At 36.4% G+C, this 18970-nt stretch carries 20 protein-coding genes and 1 pseudogene; 10 read left to right on the top strand and 11 right to left on the bottom strand.

Annotated elements, in window-relative coordinates:
• Positions 1-41: 41 nt before the first annotated feature.
• From DM800_RS18820 to DM800_RS18805, 4 genes are all read left to right on the top strand, one after another.
• Positions 42-860 carry a class I SAM-dependent methyltransferase gene (locus tag DM800_RS18820; protein WP_147787339.1) on the top strand — a complete coding sequence of 273 codons (819 nt, stop codon included), beginning with the start codon at positions 42-44 and terminating at the stop codon, positions 858-860.
• Positions 861-1271: 411 nt separating this feature from the next.
• On the top strand, positions 1272-2966 hold the full coding sequence (locus DM800_RS18815) for a methyl-accepting chemotaxis protein (protein WP_147787338.1): 1695 nt from the start codon (positions 1272-1274) through the stop codon (positions 2964-2966).
• Between the two features lie 226 nt (positions 2967-3192).
• Positions 3193-4884, top strand: a complete 1692-nt coding sequence (locus DM800_RS18810; RefSeq protein ID WP_147787337.1) for a methyl-accepting chemotaxis protein — start codon at positions 3193-3195, stop codon at positions 4882-4884.
• A 117-nt stretch (positions 4885-5001) separates the two neighbouring features.
• Positions 5002-5319, top strand: coding sequence for a metal-sulfur cluster assembly factor (locus DM800_RS18805; RefSeq protein ID WP_000082523.1), 318 nt, complete (start codon positions 5002-5004; stop codon positions 5317-5319).
• A 145-nt stretch (positions 5320-5464) separates the two neighbouring features.
• Here the strand turns inward: DM800_RS18805 and nprB are convergent, their stop codons facing one another.
• From nprB to DM800_RS18770, 7 genes are all read right to left on the bottom strand, one after another.
• Positions 5465-7114: a neutral protease NprB gene (nprB, locus tag DM800_RS18800; protein WP_147787336.1), complete on the bottom strand. Its 1650-nt coding sequence runs from the start codon at positions 7112-7114 to the stop codon at positions 5465-5467.
• A 159-nt stretch (positions 7115-7273) separates the two neighbouring features.
• Positions 7274-7969, bottom strand: a complete 696-nt coding sequence (locus tag DM800_RS18795; protein WP_147787335.1) for a pirin family protein — start codon at positions 7967-7969, stop codon at positions 7274-7276.
• Positions 7970-8020: 51 nt separating this feature from the next.
• A complete protein-coding gene (locus DM800_RS18790) occupies positions 8021-8431 on the bottom strand; it encodes a MarR family winged helix-turn-helix transcriptional regulator (RefSeq protein WP_000845460.1) in 411 nt (136 codons plus the stop codon).
• Between the two features lie 112 nt (positions 8432-8543).
• Entirely contained in the window at positions 8544-8978 is a 435-nt protein-coding gene (locus DM800_RS18785) for a DUF3920 family protein (RefSeq protein WP_147787334.1), read from the bottom strand.
• 136 nt (positions 8979-9114) lie between these two features.
• Complete coding sequence (gene uptA, locus DM800_RS18780; RefSeq protein ID WP_141475210.1) at positions 9115-9708, bottom strand: undecaprenyl phosphate transporter UptA; 594 nt, start codon at positions 9706-9708, stop codon at positions 9115-9117.
• Positions 9709-9788: 80 nt separating this feature from the next.
• Positions 9789-10988: a cation:proton antiporter gene (locus DM800_RS18775; protein WP_000380224.1), complete on the bottom strand. Its 1200-nt coding sequence runs from the start codon at positions 10986-10988 to the stop codon at positions 9789-9791.
• Positions 10989-11486, bottom strand: coding sequence for a cation:proton antiporter regulatory subunit (locus DM800_RS18770; RefSeq protein WP_001026071.1), 498 nt, complete (start codon positions 11484-11486; stop codon positions 10989-10991).
• Between the two features lie 409 nt (positions 11487-11895).
• Between DM800_RS18770 and DM800_RS18765 the strand changes: the two genes are divergently transcribed.
• The 4 genes from DM800_RS18765 (at position 11896) to DM800_RS18755 (ending at position 15183) form a co-directional block, all read left to right on the top strand.
• A complete protein-coding gene (locus DM800_RS18765) occupies positions 11896-13329 on the top strand; it encodes an alanine/glycine:cation symporter family protein (RefSeq protein WP_147787333.1) in 1434 nt (477 codons plus the stop codon).
• 89 nt (positions 13330-13418) lie between these two features.
• A complete protein-coding gene (locus DM800_RS29655) occupies positions 13419-13553 on the top strand; it encodes a hypothetical protein (protein WP_255447009.1) in 135 nt (44 codons plus the stop codon).
• A gap of 111 nt (positions 13554-13664) precedes the next feature.
• Positions 13665-14105, top strand: coding sequence for a Dps family protein (locus DM800_RS18760; protein WP_147787332.1), 441 nt, complete (start codon positions 13665-13667; stop codon positions 14103-14105).
• An 880-nt stretch (positions 14106-14985) separates the two neighbouring features.
• Positions 14986-15183, top strand: a complete 198-nt coding sequence (locus DM800_RS18755) for a hypothetical protein (protein ID WP_000656314.1) — start codon at positions 14986-14988, stop codon at positions 15181-15183.
• A gap of 27 nt (positions 15184-15210) precedes the next feature.
• On the opposite strand, the pseudogene DM800_RS18750 reads toward DM800_RS18755, so the two are convergent.
• Positions 15211-15474, bottom strand: a pseudogene (locus DM800_RS18750) (hypothetical protein); the annotation flags it as partial.
• A 118-nt stretch (positions 15475-15592) separates the two neighbouring features.
• Positions 15593-16171, bottom strand: coding sequence for an LOG family protein (locus DM800_RS18745; protein WP_147787331.1), 579 nt, complete (start codon positions 16169-16171; stop codon positions 15593-15595).
• Between the two features lie 73 nt (positions 16172-16244).
• Here DM800_RS18745 and DM800_RS18740 point away from each other — a divergent pair, with 73 nt between their 5' ends.
• Positions 16245-16568 (top strand): MazG nucleotide pyrophosphohydrolase domain-containing protein, encoded by a 324-nt coding sequence (locus tag DM800_RS18740; RefSeq protein WP_000355764.1) that lies wholly within the window; start codon positions 16245-16247, stop codon positions 16566-16568.
• Positions 16569-16621: 53 nt separating this feature from the next.
• Entirely contained in the window at positions 16622-17128 is a 507-nt protein-coding gene (locus tag DM800_RS18735) for a ferritin (RefSeq protein ID WP_046955624.1), read from the top strand.
• Positions 17129-17153: 25 nt separating this feature from the next.
• Here the strand turns inward: DM800_RS18735 and DM800_RS18730 are convergent, their stop codons facing one another.
• Both DM800_RS18730 and DM800_RS18725 read right to left on the bottom strand, forming a co-directional pair.
• A complete protein-coding gene (locus tag DM800_RS18730) occupies positions 17154-17387 on the bottom strand; it encodes a hypothetical protein (RefSeq protein ID WP_147787330.1) in 234 nt (77 codons plus the stop codon).
• Between the two features lie 93 nt (positions 17388-17480).
• Positions 17481-18662, bottom strand: a complete 1182-nt coding sequence (locus DM800_RS18725) for a NupC/NupG family nucleoside CNT transporter (RefSeq protein ID WP_046960038.1) — start codon at positions 18660-18662, stop codon at positions 17481-17483.
• Positions 18663-18970 lie beyond the last annotated feature (308 nt).

Below are 18970 nucleotides of genomic sequence, written 5' to 3'. Positions count from 1 at the left end.
CCCTGCCGAATAACTATACGTTCACAAAAGGAGTGATACGATTGAATCAAAAACAACTAAGCACACGTAATGAAAAAAGCTGGAATGCAGCTGCTTATGAAGCTTGGACGAATCGCCACGGTGCACCAGCCGATTATGCAAAAAAGCTTATGGAAGATCCCGTGCGCGAGGTAGATCACTATTTACCCTACATACAATCTCCAAAAGGAAAACATATTATTAATTTACTCGGTTCAAAAGGTAATAAAGCCGTTGCTCTCGCTCTTTTAGGCGCTGACGTAACAGTTGTTGATATTTCGGCAAGTAATGCAAAATATGCAAATGAACTTGCGGAAGCAGCAGGTGTCTCTATCCAGTATGTCGTTTCTGATGTACTAAATGTACAGCTCTCCGAATCATTTGATATCGTATTACTGGAACTTGGTGTACTCCATTACTTTCTAGATTTAAAACCGCTCTTTCAAAAAATTGCTACCATGCTTAAAGGAGATGGAACACTTATCCTTCGTGACTATCATCCTGTTTACACAAAATTATTAGGAGTAGACCACCCATCATTTCGGGCCAATGGAAATTATTTCGATGAAGAATTGATTGAAGATGATGTTGCTTATAGCATCCTTCTTACAGAAGCGCAGAAAGAATCATTACCTAAAACAACCATCCGTCGCTGGACGCTAGGAGAAATTATTACAACACTTGCGGAAGAACATTTTAAAATTGAAAAACTAGTTGAAGAACACGGGTCTCATCAAAGGTGGGTCTTCCCTTCTACTGCACCGGAAGAAATTGAAGATCGTGTGCCTGGTTTATATACATTAATTGCGACAGCATGCAAAAAAGGATCCCTTCACGGATAGGATCCTTTTTGCATGCTCACGCATATAAGTTGAGGTTGGAGATTACCATAATTCTGTAGAATAGGACACAAGATATTTCAACATTTCGTCTCTGACTTACGTCGTCAAAAAGGGGTATGACCAACATAACGAAGAGTAATGTTACAGTTGATACTGATAATCGTTATCAACTAATTAGAAGTATACATGATGTTATTTCAAATTACAATAGCATTGCTCATTTTTATTTATGAACTTTTTGATATACAAATGTATACATTTTAAGAACATTTACTCATATTAATCTGCCATCTTCCATTATCTGCTATAATTTTCATTGAACAGATTAATAACTTCATAATGATGTTTTTATTAATGTCGTTCTTAATATTTATAAATCATAATAAATAGTTTTTAAAGGCAGGGGTAACGATGAAATATGTTAGTATTCGGAAAAAACTACTGTTCACACTCTTAAGTATTTCTTCTTTATTTAGTATTGCTCTTATTGTTATTCTTTCATTCGCTATGAACCAAGCAGGCGAAATTGAAACGTTAAAAAATGATGTATCAAAACGAGCAACAATTTTAAAAGAACGTGGTGATTGGTTCCAAGCACAAGTTGCCGGTTTACAAGAATATTTACTGTCACATGATCAAAAAGGATTGGATAAATTCAACCGAGAAGGAAAAAAACTTGCTGATACTAGAGAGAAAGTAACAAGTGATAAAAAACTCCCAGAAGGAATGAAAGAGGCGATTTTAATGGGAGCAAAATGGCGAAGCGTCATAGATGATGAAGTCCTCCCTCTCGCTCGCGAAGGAAAATGGGACGAAGCGTCCAAAATCGCTTTAGCTCAAACCGATTATGTAAACGATCTTTTAAGTCGTTTTACTAAATATGCAAATGAAGAAAATGATAAACGTGACGCATTAATTGCTGACGTTGAGTCTTCTTCATCTCTTATTCAATATATTATTTTCTTCTCACTCATTACATGTACGTTAACATCTATTTTATTAGCATGGTGGTTCTCTGGTAAACTCGTTAAACCGATACGACAAATTGATGAGAAATTAAAAGAATTAGCTTCTCAAGACGGCGATTTAACTGCTAGATTACACGTAACGAGTAAAGATGAAATTGGTGATATCGCCAATTCCTTTAATCAAATGCTCGCTAACTTACAACGTATCATAAAACAAGTGCAACAAACATCCACAAGTGTAAAAGAAGCGTCTGAAAATGTGTTTATCGAAACCACTGCTTCTATGGAAAATACAGCAAAAACCGAAGAAACTATGAATGCTCTTGCGTATAATATTCGTTCACAAGTTTCAAGCATCGAAGAAAGTTCAACTGCAATGGACGATATGACAACGAGTGTTCAGCGTATTGCAGAATCTGCCTCTACTGTTGCTAGCCTAGCTGTTACAACTTCAGAAAAAGCAGATAGTGGGAATAAAGTCATTGAGAAATCTATTACACAAATGCATACAATTAACGAAGCTGTTAACGCTACATCACAAGTAGTAGAGCGACTCATTACACATACAAATCATATTGATACTGCACTTCAATCCATTTCTAATATCGCGGAACAAACGAATTTACTCGCTTTAAATGCTTCAATTGAAGCAGCACGTGCTGGCGAACACGGAAAAGGATTCGCCGTTGTTGCCGATGAAGTACGAAAACTTGCTGAACAATCTCAGCTAGCAGCAACTGACATTAACCATTTACTTCATCAAATTCAAGCTGACACAAAAATAGCAAATGAAATGATGACACAAGGTCAGTCAGAGGCTTCGGAAGGGATTACAGTCATTCGTACCGCTGGATCTTCATTCTCGGAAATTGTTAACCACATTAACAAAGTCTCTACACAAATGCAAGAAATGTCTGCAACTGCTGAAGAAATGGCCGCAAGTTCAGAAGAAATGAATGCAGCTTTAAATAACATCGCCTCTATTTCAAATGAAGTTGCCGCCGAAACATCACAAACAGCAACTTCGGCTGGTGACCAAGTAAATAAAATGAGTGTCGTTGCTAAAAAAGCTTCTGAAATGAAAACGACCGTACAAGAACTTGAGGTTCTCGTTTCTCATTTCAAAACAAACGTTTAAAGCGAAACTTTCCTTTATACTTCTATGAGCTCCAAGTTGTTAAAAAGAGAGATTTACAGTCTCTCTTTTTTTAACCTTAAAATATCTCTTTCTATCTCTCATTACGTCTGCTATAATTCCTAGAGGAAAGAGGAAAGCTTTATTCCAGATGGAGTAAAGCTTTCTTTCGATTTTTTACATTAATTAATTCTAATACTAAGATTTCACAAAGGGGGCTTTTTATCATATGAATTTTATTAGCATTCGAAAAAAACTAATGTTCATGATGGGAACGATTTGCGCTTTATTTGGCATCGCCTTAGCTTTTATTTTATTTTTTGCTATTGACCAATCTCGTAAAGCTGAAACATTACAAAAAGAAATTTCTCCTCTAGCAACAGAATTGAAAGAGCGTGGAGACGCTTATCAAGTACAACTTTCTGCTTTAAGAGGTTATTTACTACAACACGATCAAGTAGAATTAGACAAGTTTAACGAGATGAGTAAACGTCTGGAGGATTCAAAAGATAAACTTCTTTCTAATCCAAATATTTCTCAATCCGTGAAAGATACAATGAATTTAGGGTCCACTTGGAGAAAATTTATTGAAGAAAAAGTCTTCACCCTTGCAAAAGAACAAAAGTGGGAAGAAGCTTTACAAGTAGCTTCTACAGAGAATGGCTCTGTTTATAAAGTAATTGGTGACTTCACAAATTATAGTAATGAACAAGCTAAGTTACGTGATCAATCTATCAAAAAAATTGATCAATCTTCACTACAAATTGAATATGTTGTCTTCTTATCACTTGTTATTTGTATTATCGTAGCTATCGCTCTTGCATGGTGGTTCTCTGGTAAACTTGTAAAACCAATTCAACAAATTGATAGTAAACTAAAAGAATTATCATCTCAAGAAGGTGACTTAACAGCCCGCCTACAGGTAAGTAGTAATGATGAAATTGGTACGATTGCAACATCATTTAATAAAATGTTAGAAAACCTACAACATATTATCAATCGTGTTCAAAAAACATCCGTAGAAGTACAAAACGCTTCTGAAAATATGCTAGAAAAGACGAATATATCACGCGAGGCGACAATAAGAGTTCAAAGCTCGATGTCTAGCTTAAATGCAAATATTCAATCGCAAGCCTCTAGTATGGAAGAAAGCTCAACTGCAATGGACGATATGACAGTAAGCGTTCAGCGTATTGCTGAATCTGCTTCATCTGTAACTGAACTTGCTGTAACTACATCTGAACAGGCTAACGATGGAAGTTCAGTTATTCAAAAATCCGTTTCACAAATGACAACGATACACGACGCGGTAAATGCTACGTCAGAAGTGGTCGAACGTCTAATCACCCACACGAAATATATTGATACAGCTGTACAATCTATTTCTAATATCGCAGAACAAACAAACTTACTTGCTTTAAATGCATCTATCGAAGCAGCTCGTGCTGGCGAACAAGGAAAAGGTTTCGCTGTCGTAGCTGACGAAGTTCGAAAACTTGCTGAACAATCTAAAACAGCGGCAACAGATATTAACCAACTACTACATCAAATTCAACAAGACACTGAAACTGCGAGCTCCATGATGTCCCAAGGCCGTTCGGAAGCATTTGAAGGCATTCATGTCATTCGTGAAGCTGGAAATTCTTTCACAACGATTGTAGAACAAGTAAATAAAGTATCTACTCAAATGCAAGACATCTCAGCAACCGCTGAGGAAATGGCTGCAAGCGCTGAAGAAATGAACGCTTCACTGAATAACATCGCTTCTATTTCGACTGAAGTATCTAGTGAAACAGCGGCAACAGCACAATCTGCTGAGCAAAAGGTCATTACTATGAATGAGATGACTGTAACTGCTAGACAAATGAAACAAACAGTTCAAGAATTAGATCAACTCGTATCTCATTTCAAAACTGAATAGCTTTCAAAAAATATTCCTCTTTCAAGAGGAATATTTTTTTGAGCTCATTCCCTGCATATTATATATATATCCGTTATAATGAGAATCGATATCATTAATATGTAGGGGGTGCTACACATGTCACAACAAGCATTTGAAGAAAAGTTATATGCAAACTTAGAAGCTGTTATTGACCCTGAACTAGGTGTTGATATTGTTAATCTTGGATTAGTTTATGACGTTACAGCAGATGAAAATAATAATGCTGTCATTACGATGACGATGACTTCTATCGGTTGTCCAATGGCTGGGCAAATTGTATCAGACGTAAAAAAGGTATTATCAACGAACGTACCTGAAGTCAATGAAATAGAAGTAAATGTCGTTTGGAATCCGCCTTGGTCTAAAGAACGCATGTCACGTATGGCAAAAATCGCATTAGGTATTCGCGACTAAATAAAGTGAAACTTTAATCAGTGGGGGGTTTGTTCATCCCCCACCTAACTTCTTTGCTTCCGCTGAATTTTGAGGCGGGGGTCTTACTGCCCGTTAATTCGGGATAAAGAAAGACCTGACATCCTAGTCAGGTCTTTTTCTCTTATTATTTTACGCCTACTGCATCATAAGCTTTCGTTACAGCTTGTACAGCTTTAGAGTTTTTACCATATAAATCTTCAGCTGACTGAAGAGCAGCTTGACGCATCATCTTAAAGTCAGAGTTTGCAGTTAAATATTTCGTAAGAGCACGGTAATAAATTTTTTCTGTCGCTTCACGGCCTACTCCAGCTACTTTCACGCCGTAATGCTCTCCGCCATCAGATACTAAATATGCAGCTTTATTGTTAATACTACTGTTAATATGAACGCCGCCATTATCAGCTGTTCCAGTGTAGCGTTTATTGTAATGATCTGGGTAACCTTCACCTGGTTTTAATGGATTTGGAATAGATGCTGGATCTTTCAGAGAACGAAGTGCATCACCAGGTTTTCCAGGTGTATAAATATCAGCACCTAAATCCCAGCTCTTCTTCTCAACCATGACACCCATAATATCAGATAACGATTCATTTAACGCACCTGACTCATTTTTATAAACAAGGTTTGCTGTATGTTCAGTTACAGCATGCGTTAATTCATGACCGATAACATCTAGTCCCGCAGATAATGGAATGAATGTTTTTCCATCGCCATCACCATACATCATTTGCACACCATTCCAAGCTGCGTTATTCCAGCTTTCTCCGACGTGAACAGTAGAAATAAGCTTCGCACCTTTATCATCGAAAGAGTTACGATTAAATGTCTTTTTGTAGTAATCGTATACTTTTCCTGCATTTACATGCGCATCAACCGCTGCTTTATCTTCGAAGAACTTAGATTTACTCTCAACCTCTTCTCCTGTATATCCAAGCCATTGTGAGAATAAATTAAACAAGTTTTCATCCATATTTTCTGCATCAAATGTATGAACACCTTGTCCTCGTTTACCATCAAATAAGTTGAACGCTCCTGTTTTCTCATCTTGAGCAATTTCAAATGATTGTCTATCGCCTAATACTCCGTAACCAAATCCTGTAATGTGATCTACAGCGTTATATTTCTCAATCACATTTCCATTCGTTGCATCAACAAAATAATGCCAATAGCCTGGAGCTGGTTTTGAAATCGATGCCTTAACTAGATATGCAAGATAGTAGTTTCCATCTTTTTCATACACAAATAAATCTTTTTTCACACCGTCATAATTCTTTACTTTACCAACTTCTTTTTCAATATCTGCCTTTGCAATCGTTTCAGCTTGCTCTGCACTAATATTTGCAAACGCAGGAATATTTTTATCCTCTAAATTCGGAATAACTTGTCCGAAGAATGCTTTTACATTATTTTCTTTATCAAGTGTAACAGTTTGATCTGAACCATACACAGGAATGTTATTATGCTTCTCAACTAACTTCACATGTGTCGTACCAGATTCAGCATCTTTTTCCTCTCCAACGACATTGAAGTGTTTATCAATATTTCCTGCTAATTTAAACATATCTTTCTTACTCTCTAAATATTGAAAGACCGTCTCTTTTTTATCTAGTCCTTCCGGTGCTTTCCATTCTTCACCTATGTATGCAGGTGTTTTAAATTCTTGATGATATTGAATTTTTTGTTCTTCCGCTTTCGTTGTCGTTGCTCCAAATGTTCCAAATCCTCCGGCTATAACAGTTAACGCTAATGCTGATGAAATGACTTGCTTTTTCACTATAACATTCCCCATTCCCATAAAGATTTTTGACACTTTTATACAATTCTTATTTTCCGGGCTAATACCTTTTTCTAAATATTGAGAAAATTTTTTCTGACAATTCCACTCAAAAAAAGAGGACATCCATTCCATGTCCTCTTTTCCATAAACGTTCTATTATTTTTTCAATTCGATTGCTAAATAGTGTGATCGTTCTTTCGCTTCAATATGAATATCCTCTTCTATCGCTTCTGCTGCATCACGCATAACAAGCTTTTCACCATTTATTACACTACTTCCTTCAATTTGTACAAGGTACAATTGACGACCTTCTTGCACAGGAAAATGAATTTCTTTTCCATTATCTAACGATAAGGAATATAAATTCGCATCTTGGTGAATACGAATTGGTGCCTCTCCTTCTACTGGAGATACCATATGGAACCATTCATTTTCACGCTTACTCCAATCAAATGTAAACTCACCATAGTTTGGTTTATGATCCGCACGATCTGGTAAAATCCAAATTTGTAATAAACGTAGTGTTTCATTTCCTAAATTATGCTCGCTATGAAATACACCTGTGCCAGCACTCATATATTGAACATGTCCTCGCTCAATTGTTCCGCGGTTCCCCATGCTGTCCTCATGTGTTAAAGCACCATCTACAACGTACGAAATGATTTCCATATCGCGGTGCGGATGCATATCAAAACCAGTTTGTGCCGCTACTAGGTCATCATTAATTACACGCAATGCTCCAAAGTTCATATTATTCGGGTTATAGTAATTCGCAAAGGAAAAATGAAAATGTGTATTTAACCAACCGTGATTTGCTCTTCCCATATTTTTATGATCAACTTTTCTAAACATATCCTTCACCTCACATTATCTCGAATTCAAGATTTTTTTCGAAAATTTTTCTCACTGTAATTTTTTTAGTAATTGTAATAATTGATGTTGTTCTTCTACATTTAAATTTTGAAACTGCTCCGCTTGGAACGTTTCTTGAGGCGGGACGATTTCTTCATATAAAGCTTTTCCCTTTTCTGTTAACGAAATATATTTTGTAGTACCTTCTTGTTCACGATGAATCCACTCCAGCTGCTCCATTTTATTTAATAGCTGCGTGATATTTCCCTTCGTAACAAATAGTTTATTTCCGAGCTCTTGCTGCGTTAGACGATTATGTCCTCCAACTTGAGCTAGCACATCAAACTGAGCGGCAGATACATTCCATTCTTTCAAATGCTGATTCGTCTCACGAATACTTTTGTTATAAAAACGTGATAAACGAAACCATAATAGTAATCCGAGTCTATCTTCTGTCTTCATTCTATCACCTCGCTCATTTCATACCATTAGTTTAGAACTAAACTTTATAAAAGTCAATCACTTACTTTTAGTAATTAATAAAGAAAGCACAGTGCCATTTCTTCACTATGCTTTATATTAACTTTCTATTTTTATATTCATCTAACTTCCTCTCCGCGAACTTTCTCGCATCTTTCTCAATCCATCTATCTTCGTACAATTCACTTCCAACATACAATACTTCCCTCTTATGCTGCATCGCATGGCGAAACTCATGCAGTAGTGTTTTGAGCACCTGCTCATACTCTTCCCATATGCAAACAAAAATTAATTGTTTTTCTTTATGATAAAAACCACCTACTGGGAATAAGAATTCCTCTTCTTCTTCTCCTAATGATAGAAGCACATGATTCGCATCACACGTATCACAAAAAATAACTGGTGTTTTACATACTTCAATCATTGAAAACAAATCATCTCTAAGCCTTTTGACATCCCAAGGAAGCTCCGAATCCAACACATACCAATTCTCCACCTGTTGATATACATTTTGAAACTGGAGTTCCATTTTTCTTTATTCCCCTTTCCAAGCACCTTTTTCTATATGTATGCCACAATATGGTAAATATTAAACGTATTCTTTCATCCTTGAAAAAATGCCAATAAAAAAGGAATCTATACCGACATAGATTCCTTTTCCGTAATCACTTTTTTTTCATCACTTTTTTTAATACAAAGTAACCAATTGCACAAACAATAGCTGCAATTGCAAAGTATTTCACATATGGCCCAGCTACTTTATTAATACTTTCCCACTCTGTTCCTAATTTAAAACCTAAATATACAAATACAATTGACCATGGAATAACAGCTAATGTAGTTAGCGTAATAAACTTAGCATGTGACATTTTCGCAATACCCGCTGGTATCGAAATAGCATGACGCACAACAGGAATAAAACGCGCTGTAAAAATAACGCCAGTTCCGTAACGATTAAACCAATCTTCAGCATAATCAATATGTTTCTTTTGAATTAAAATATATTTTCCATATCGCTCAAGGACGGGTCTTCCTCCGTACCGACCGATCCAATAAATGAATAGTTGTGCGATTACACCACCAATTGTACCGAACGCGACAGCGCCCCAAAACGTAATGCTTCCTGTTGATACTAAATAACCTGCATAAGACAATACGATTTCACTCGGAATAACCTCTAACATCAATCCAAGCATAATTCCCCAATAACCAAGCCCTTCTAGAAAAACTAAAACGGAATGAATCAACTCTCCTAACATCATGTACCTCTCTTTACTGTTTTCATTGCAAAAAATAAAAGTACAAGCAGTAAATATCTTGTACTTTTATTTTTTTAAAATTAGCTAGTCTTCGTATCCCACTTAAAGATTTTATTTAAAAATTTATATACATTCTTTGACTCTTTCGTCAGAAGTGGACCTAAGATGGATAGTATAAGCACGTATAGTGCCGAGAATGGTTTCAAGACTGACATTAAACCACCGGCGATGCCGATATTGGCCATAATGATGGAGAATTCTCCTCTTGAAACGATTGTTAATCCAATATTTGTTGATGCTTTATGAGATAATCCAGCTTGTCGCCCTGCAATCATTCCTGCAACAAAGTTTCCGATGATTGTAAGAAGGACAGCACCTAACGTTAACCATATCGCTCCGCCTAATGAAAACGGATCAATGCTTAATCCGAAACTGAAGAAGAAAATAGCTCCGAAAAAGTCTCTAAATGGAACAACAAGATGTTCAATTCTGTCACTATGCTCTGTCTCAGAGAAAACTAATCCTAAAAGAAGTGCTCCAATTGCTTCGGCAACGTGAATTGTTTCCGAGAAACCTGCAATAAAGAATAACGAAGCAAATACTACAATAATGAAAATTTCATCTGAACTAATATTGAGCAATTTATTTAATAACGGCGTCGCCTTTCTAGCTACAATAAAGAAGAGAAGCATGTATCCTAAAGCAATTCCAATTGAAGTAAGAGCACCTAAGAATGAAGCATGATCCCCAAGAACTAAGCCTGAAACGACTGATAAATATACAGCAAGGAATATATCTTCAAACATAATAATTCCTAAAATTAATTCGGTCTCATTATTACCAGTTCTTCTTAAGTCCACTAACACCTTTGCAACGATAGCGCTAGAAGAAATCGTAATAATACCCGCAATAATTAAGATTTCTAGTAAAGGGAATCCCATTATAAATCCGTATAATAATCCAAGTGAAAAGTTAATTAAAATATAGATTGTTCCGCCAATCGCAATAGAACGTCCAGATTTAATTAGTTTTTTCATCGAGAACTCTAGTCCTAGGTAGAACAGAAGGAACAGAACACCAATCCGTCCAAGGAAGGAAATTACACTTGCACTTTCAATAAATTTGAGATCGATAACACCTATTGTCGGTGCGTGCGGACCTACTAACATCCCGAGAACAATTAGAAAAGGAATTACTGAGAATTTAAACTTTCCAGCAATTACCGCCGCAATTGCCACTAAAACTAAAGCTGTACCAACTTCAAAAATTAACGTATCCATCTAGTCAGTCCCCCTATTCGAAAGTAACTCATTAATAATTTTTTTAATTTCTTCTCTCTCACCTGAAACTACAAGCATATCGCCTTCTTCAATGACCGTTTCTGGTCCTGGATTGAATAGCTTTTTCATATTCTTTTTCATAACTGCAATGATCGTTACGCTATATGTTTTTCTTATTTCAAGATCACCGATTGTTTTTCCAAGCGCTGGAGCAGCATTCTCTACTTTAAACCACTCAATTGCTAAACCTTCAAAGACCATCTCAACATTTTCTAATGCTCTAGGCTTGTATACCATTCCACCTAATATTGCTGCAATTTGTCTCGCCTCTGAGTCACGTAATGAAATACTTGAGATGCTTTCTTCATGATCTGAATCAAAATGATACATTTCTCTACGCCCATCATCATGAATGACAATCACCATCTTTTCGTTACCTTTCGTAACGATTTGAAACTTATAACCAATACCCGGAAGTTCACTTTCTCTAATATTCATATTTAGCTCCTCCATAACTTCTTTATTTTAATTTTCTGTTTTTCTGTCTTTTGTTCATCCAATCAATTTTAGAAATTCTAACCATTCAGGATACCTATGACTTGGAAATCTTTTATTGTAATAATAAGTGGCTCCTAAAAAAATACTTAAAGATGTAATGATAAAAAATATATTACTTCTCATTTTCAAACTCTTAAGGCTTACATTCAATAAAGATTCTTCTTTCAAATTATCCCCTCTTTTTCGCTTTACATTTAGTTTTTTAAAATGTAAATAATTCTAAAAATATTACGATGTAACATAATCATAACACATAATGTGTTTAAGTAACATAATTTTTTAGAAAAATTGATTCTCGTATATTTTTTGCATATAATTTTCTTATTACGGAAAAAAGGAAGTGTATTATATGGTTGATATCTTTAGCAGATTCCTTGAGGTAACGAATAATATTTTATGGTCATATATTCTTATTGCAATGCTAATCGGCTTCGGTCTTTATTTCTCTTTCAAATTAAAATTCGTCCAAATTACTCATTTCGGTGAGATGGTCAGTTTAATTAGTAAAGGGTTTAATCGAAAAGAAAAAAAGAAAGATAGCATCTCTCCATTCCAAGCATTTTGCTTAAGTGCAGCAGCACGTATCGGTATCGGAAACTTAGCTGGTGTAGCATTAGCCATTTCAATGGGTGGACCCGGTGCAATATTTTGGATGTGGTTTATCGCAATTATCGGAGCAGCTACTAGTTTCGTAGAATGTACGCTCGCGCAAATTTATAAAGTAAAAGATGGAAGCAGGTTCCGTGGTGGACCAGCATATTACATGGAAAAAGGATTAAACAAACGCTGGATGGGTGTTTGGTTTTCACTTCTTATTACAGTTGCGTACGGATTAATTTTCAATTCTGTACAAGCAAATACAGTAACAATAGCGTTTGAAAATGCTTTTGGACTAGAGCGAACGATCGTAGGAGCTCTATTAGCTTTATTAGTTGCAGTTATTATTTTTGGTGGTATCAAGAGCATTTCACGTATTACAGAAATTATTGTTCCTCCAATGGCGATCATTTATATTGGCGTGGCTATTTTTGTCGTAATTAACAACTTCAATATGTTACCAAGTATTTTTACAGAAATATTTAACAGCGCATTCGGTTTAGACCAAGCTATCGCTGGTGGTATTGGAGCAGCAATCAAATTCGGAATTCAGCGCGGTTTATTCGCGACAGAAGCAGGTATGGGTAGCTCCCCTAACGCAGCAGCAACATCAGATGTATCTCACCCTGTAAAACAAGGACTTGTTCAAGCATTAGGTGTTTTCGTAGATACATTCTTAGTATGTACATCAACAGCGTTTATCGTATTATGTTCTGGACTTTACAAAGGATCGAATTTAGAAGGTATTGAATTAACACAACAAGCATTAAGTTCACAAATTGGACCGTGGGCAAGCACTTTCTTAGCGATTATTATTTTCCTATTCGCTTTCAGTTCTTTACTAGGAAACTACTATTATGGTGAAACAAACATCGCATTCATTAAAGAAAGCAAAACATGGTTACTGATTTATCGTGTTGCAGTTGTCGGAATGGTGTTCTTCGGATCTATCGCTGCCCTTCAAACGGTTTGGAGTTTAGCTGATTTCTTTATGGGACTAATGGTATTCACAAACTTAATTGCCATCTCATTCCTTAGCAAGTTTGCATACGCAGCTTTAGTAGACTATATAAAGCAAAAGAAACAAGGAAAAGATCCTGTCTTCGTTGCAAGTTCTATCCCTGGCTTACAGAATACAGAGTGTTGGGATGGACAGGATGTAGAAGAGAAACAGAAGGCTGTGTAATAATTAAAAGCGGAAGCGGCTCGTCCAGAATCGCAGGACATTGGAGCTCTCGACCTTGAAGCGCTTTTTGCTTCGAGCGAGAGAGCGAAATGACCGGAGATTCTAGCCGCTGGAGCTGGATATCATTAAAAGCGAAAGCGGCTCGTTTAGAACAAGAGCTATATATCAAACAAAATCCCTATTACTCCACAGTAATAGGGATTTTTATTTATAACAGTTCATAATTTGTACAAATTAATTCCAGCAAAAGGGTTGATTTATACGAATTACTAGATTATAATAATTATAAATTAGTAATTGATATAACATAACAACTCAAAAGGAGATTGATCATAATGAACAAACAAGTAATCGAAGTATTAAACAAACAAGTAGCAGACTGGAGCATTTTATTCACAAAACTACACAACTTCCATTGGTACGTAAAAGGCCCTCAATTCTTCACATTACATGAAAAATTCGAAGAACTTTACACAGAATCAGCTACTCACATCGACGAAATTGCAGAACGCATTTTAGCAATTGGCGGCAAACCAGTAGCAACAATGAAAGAATACTTAGAGCTATCTTCTATTCAAGAAGCAGCATACGGCGAAACTGCAGAAGGAATGGTTGAATCAATCATGAAAGACTACGAAATGATGCTAGTCGAACTGAAAAAAGGCATGGAAATCGCTCAAAACTCTGATGACGAAATGACATCTGACCTACTACTAGGCATCTACACAGAACTAGAAAAACACGCTTGGATGCTACGCGCGTTCTTGAATCAATAATATATTTAAAAGCGGAAGCGGCTTGCTCAGAATCGCAGGGCATTGGAGCTCTCGACCTTGAAGCGCTTTTTGCTTCGAGCGAGAGAGCGAAATGACCGGAGATTCTAGCCGCTAGAGCTGGATATTATTAAAAGCGGAAGCGGCTCGTTCAGAACAGGAGGGTGTTGGAACTCCTGATTACGAGGCGCTTTTTGCCTCGAATGAAGGAGTGAAACAACCGACTGTTCTAGCCGCTGGAGCTGGATAATATTAAAAGCGGAGGTGACTTGCTCAGAACAAGAGGGCATTGGAGCTCCTGACGAAGAGGCGCTTTTTGCCTCACAGGAAGGCGCGAAATGACCGACTGTTCTAGCCGCTGGAGCTGGATAATATTAAAAGCGGAGGTGACTTGCTCAGAACAAGAGGGCATTGGAGCTCCTGACGAAGAGGCGCTTTTTGCCTCACAGGAAGGCGCGAAATGACCGACTGTTCTAGTCACCGGAGCTGGATATTATTAAAAGCGGAGGTGACTTGCTCAGAACAAGAGGGCATTGGAGCTCCTGACGAAGAGGCGCTTTTTGCCTCACAGGAAGGCGCGAAATGACCGACTGTTCTAGTCACCGGAGCTGGATATCATTAAAAGCGGAAGCGGCTCGTTCAGAGTCGCTTTTTTCTATGGGGTTAATCGCGCATATCAGTACATGAAATTTATATCAGCGATTTTTCCAATATATCTACTTACCGACAAAACACGACAATATTAGCACCCCTCTCCTCTACTTTTATCAATATATTACAATCCCTTTTATGTTAAAATATAGGTAACATCCTTTAGTAAAATAGATCCAAAAAAGCTTTTCCATATTCATCATTTACTACTTAAATGGCGGGAGTGGTTCAGTTGAAAGACTACTTAATTAGAGCATTTTTTGCGTTAATAACAGTTGGGATTCTCTTACTTATAGCTAATATTTTCAATATACGTGTCGAGGTTAAAGACTATGCTTTCCTCGTTGTTGTAGCAATTGGTGGCGGCTGGGGTGGCTGGTACCTGTATAAAAAACAAAGTAATCAAAGTGATAAAGGCATTCCAAAGTAATACGGAATGCCTTCTTTTATTGCCGTCTATAATAAAATTCAAACCGCTAATACAGCCAATTGCAATAAACATGCCAAAACTCTGTGCATCCCCAGCTAGATTATACTCATCAACGATAAACCCAGACATAAACAACGTTATCGCGGCAACACCGATACACAATATCGAAATAAACCAAAGCGAAAATTCATTAATTAGCTCTTTCTTCTGTGTTGAAACAATTAGCATAACAAGAATAGATGCTGCTAATATACTTTTAAAAACAGGACGTAAATACACAAACTCCTCCATCTATTTCTCCTTTTCTAAAAACATTATATCTTAACATTAATATATTTAACCAAATTAAAAACACATGCCTTTTCAAAGTAAAATGACATGTGTTTCCAAAAATATCTATAAAATTGTATTATGATAGCTGCTTCCACTTCGTTCCTAAAACAGGACGCTCATAATTTTGGATTGCATGAATTAGTTTATCTGCCGTCTCAGCTGAAACGATCAACTCTTTATTTGATGGATTCATAAACCCTTCTTCTGCTGCACGTTCAACCATTTGCAAAATTGGTCTATAAAAGCCTTTTATGTTCAATAAACCAACCGGCTTATTATGTATACCAATTTGTGACCAACATACTACTTCAAATAGCTCTTCAAACGTTCCGTATCCGCCTGGTAATGCAATAAAAGCATCCGCAAGCTCTGCCATTTTCGCTTTGCGCTCGTGCATCGTTTCTACTTCAATTAATTCTGTTAGCCCTGTATGAACAATTTCTCCTCGGAATAGACCGCGCGGCATAACACCTGTTACACGTCCGCCTAAGCGAAGAACTTCGTTTGCCACTTCTCCCATTAATCCAACGCAAGAACCACCGTATACAAGCTCATAATCGTTCTCAACAAACATTTTCCCTAACGCTATTGCCTGCTCTTTAAATTCAGGTCTCTCCCCTAAGTTGGAACCTGCAAACACACAAATCTTTCTCATTCCTACACCCCGAAACTATATATTGTTATGATACAATGAATATTGTACAACATATTGAAGGGATGAGGAAGAAATGGATATCGTCGCATTTCAAAGATGGGTGGAGGAATTTTACGAAAAACGAAGCTGGTCACAGTATAATTCCTTTATTCGCTTAAATTTCTTAACAGAGGAAGTCGGAGAAGTTTCACGCGTTGTTCGCGCAATCGAAATTGGCCGTGATCGTCCTGACGAAAAAGTGAAAACAGAAGAAGAACTAAAACAAGAATTAAAAGAAGAACTTGGTGATGTACTATCTAATCTTATTATTCTTTCACAAAAATATGATTTAGATTTACAAGACATTATGGAGGCACACGTCACAAAGCTTTCGAAAAGGTTCGAAGTATCCAAATGAGAATATTATCAATTATGGTATAATGTTCTTGTCACAATACTAAGGGGGATTTTATGTTATCTAAAAAATTACACGACGCATTAAACGATCAAATGAACTTTGAATTTTACTCTGCCCACGCCTATATGGCAATGGCTGCTTACTGTACAGCTGAGAGCTATGATGGATTCGCTAACTTTTTCCTTGTACAAGCTGAAGAAGAACGTTTCCACGCAATGAAGCTTTACAACTACATTAATGACCGCGGTGAGCGCGCTATTATTACTGGATTTGATAATCCAAATAACAAATACGAATCTGTACTGAACGCTTTTGAAGTGGCACTTGAGCACGAGCGTGAAGTAACGAAGCGTATTTACAACTTATCTGATATCGCTTGGGATGAGCGTGAGCATGCAACAATTACATTCTTAAAATGGTTCGTCGATGAGCAAGTAGAAGAAGAATCTTCATTCGATAGCATCATCCAAAAATTAAAACGTATTACAAGCGATTCAAACGCATTATTTATGCTAGACGCTGAATTAGAGAAACGTACATTTACGCCTCCAGCTGAATAGTATTTCAATCACCTTAATGAATGTATTAAGGTGATTTTTTTATTTCTTCTCTAAGCTGAATAACCCTCGCCAAATCCTTCTTATAAAGCCCTGAAACCTTTTCAACAAAGTTACTATTAGTAAAAGTCCCATCTCCTTCTTCTACTATGCTTAAATATCCATGTATAAAATTCAAAAGCGCTCTAGCATCTTCTCCAGTTAAATGATTAATATTCTCTATAATCTCATCAAACTCCCTTAAACTATCCGCTTCTTTCACCCTAATTCCCCCCTCTCTATATTATTTATCATACCAAAATAAAAAAGTCGTTCATCCCTCTAGGCGAGAGATAAACGACTTCGTTTGTTTTTATTACAGCATAACCCCAACGATAATCGCTGATAATATACTTACTAACGTTGCACCGTATACAAGTTTTAATCCGAATGAAGATACAACGTTTGCTTGTTTGCCGTCGATACTCTTCGTTGCACCTGCGATAATTCCGATTGATGAGAAATTTGCAAATGATACAAGGAAGATAGATAAAATACCTACTGTACGAGCTGATAAATCACCAGCTACTTTTCCAAGGTCAAGCATTGCAACAAATTCGTTCGTTACTAATTTCGTTGCCATAATTTGTCCTGCTGTTAGCATCTCTGATGTTGGAATACCCATTACGAATGCTAATGGTGAGAAAACGTATCCTAAAATGCTTTGGAATGTGATTCCGAAAATTGAATCGAACACACCGTTAATTGCTGTAATTAATGCTACGAAACCGATTAACATCGCCGCTACTGTTACAGCGATAGAGAAACCAAGCATAATATATTCGCCTAACATTTCAAAGAATGTTTGTTTTTTATCTTCTTGTAATTCTAAAATGTCGTCTTCTTCTTTTACGTCATATGGATTAATAATATGAACGATAATGAATCCACTAAATAAGTTTAATACAAGTGCTGTTACTACATATTTTGGATCAATCATTTTCATGTAAGAACCGACGATTGACATCGATACTGTTGACATGGAAGATGCACAAAGTGTGTATAAACGATTTTTCGGTAATTTGCTTAGTTGATCTTTCACTGTAATGAATACTTCACCTTGACCAACAATTGCAGCTGCTACTGCATTATATGATTCTAGTTTTCCTAAGCCGTTAATTTTACTTAATAGGAAACCGACTGCACGAATGATAATCGGTAATACTTTAATGTGTTGTAAGATCCCGATTAGTACTGCTAAGAAAATAATTGGTAATAATACTGTTAAGAAGAATGGTGCTTGTCCATCATTTGCTAGACCACCAAATACGAAATTAACCCCTGCTTCCGCAAATTTTAAAATAGCGCCAAACCCATCTGCAATCCCTTTTACTAATACAAATCCGACCTTTGTATTTAGTAAGAAATACGCAAGTACCAATTGAATGACAAGCATAAGTGCAATTGGTTTATATTTAATTTTCTTACGATCTGAACTGATAAGGAACCCTAGTACAAATACTACAAGTAAACCGACTAGAAACATTACGATCTTCATATGTGAATCCTCCACTTCTCCCACGAGTTATCGGTCGTATAACGTATAACGAATGACGTCCGACCATTGATGTTAAAAAAATTTAAAACCCCTAAATATCATTCAACTGTTTTCTAAAATCAGTAAGCGTTTACATAAATTGCAATTTATAAAAGGTAGCTTCTTCTCTCCTACCATACTTGAAAGTCTGAAATTGATACCACCTACAAATCAAATTGTAAGCGTTATCTAATCGAAATGCAATATAAATTTTAAAAGATTTTTATATGTTAATATATTCCTAACTAATTGGTTTTTTCATGCAAATT

The organism is Bacillus sp. AY18-3 (assembly GCF_008042305.1).
Taxonomy (GTDB): Bacteria; Bacillota; Bacilli; order Bacillales; family Bacillaceae_G; genus Bacillus_A; species Bacillus_A wiedmannii.
This window is presented reverse-complemented; position numbering and strand designations above follow the sequence as displayed.

Bases quoted from the DNA above. Each gene is read 5' to 3' on its own strand.
- DM800_RS18815 (WP_147787338.1), top strand. From the start codon at position 1,272: ATGAAATATGTTAGTATTCGGAAAAAACTACTGTTCACACTCTTAAGT.
- DM800_RS18810 (WP_147787337.1), top strand. From the start codon at position 3,193: ATGAATTTTATTAGCATTCGAAAAAAACTAATGTTCATGATGGGAACG.
- DM800_RS18805 (WP_000082523.1), top strand. From the start codon at position 5,002: ATGTCACAACAAGCATTTGAAGAAAAGTTATATGCAAACTTAGAAGCT.
- DM800_RS18795 (WP_147787335.1), bottom strand. From the start codon at position 7,969: ATGTTTAGAAAAGTTGATCATAAAAATATGGGAAGAGCAAATCACGGT.
- DM800_RS18790 (WP_000845460.1), bottom strand. From the start codon at position 8,431: ATGAAGACAGAAGATAGACTCGGATTACTATTATGGTTTCGTTTATCA.
- DM800_RS18785 (WP_147787334.1), bottom strand. From the start codon at position 8,978: ATGGAACTCCAGTTTCAAAATGTATATCAACAGGTGGAGAATTGGTAT.
- uptA (WP_141475210.1), bottom strand. From the start codon at position 9,708: ATGTTAGGAGAGTTGATTCATTCCGTTTTAGTTTTTCTAGAAGGGCTT.
- DM800_RS18775 (WP_000380224.1), bottom strand. From the start codon at position 10,988: ATGGATACGTTAATTTTTGAAGTTGGTACAGCTTTAGTTTTAGTGGCA.
- DM800_RS18770 (WP_001026071.1), bottom strand. From the start codon at position 11,486: ATGAATATTAGAGAAAGTGAACTTCCGGGTATTGGTTATAAGTTTCAA.
- DM800_RS18765 (WP_147787333.1), top strand. From the start codon at position 11,896: ATGGTTGATATCTTTAGCAGATTCCTTGAGGTAACGAATAATATTTTA.
- DM800_RS29655 (WP_255447009.1), top strand. From the start codon at position 13,419: ATGACCGGAGATTCTAGCCGCTGGAGCTGGATATCATTAAAAGCGAAA.
- DM800_RS18760 (WP_147787332.1), top strand. From the start codon at position 13,665: ATGAACAAACAAGTAATCGAAGTATTAAACAAACAAGTAGCAGACTGG.
- DM800_RS18745 (WP_147787331.1), bottom strand. From the start codon at position 16,171: ATGAGAAAGATTTGTGTGTTTGCAGGTTCCAACTTAGGGGAGAGACCT.
- DM800_RS18740 (WP_000355764.1), top strand. From the start codon at position 16,245: ATGGATATCGTCGCATTTCAAAGATGGGTGGAGGAATTTTACGAAAAA.
- DM800_RS18735 (WP_046955624.1), top strand. From the start codon at position 16,622: ATGTTATCTAAAAAATTACACGACGCATTAAACGATCAAATGAACTTT.
- DM800_RS18725 (WP_046960038.1), bottom strand. From the start codon at position 18,662: ATGAAGATCGTAATGTTTCTAGTCGGTTTACTTGTAGTATTTGTACTA.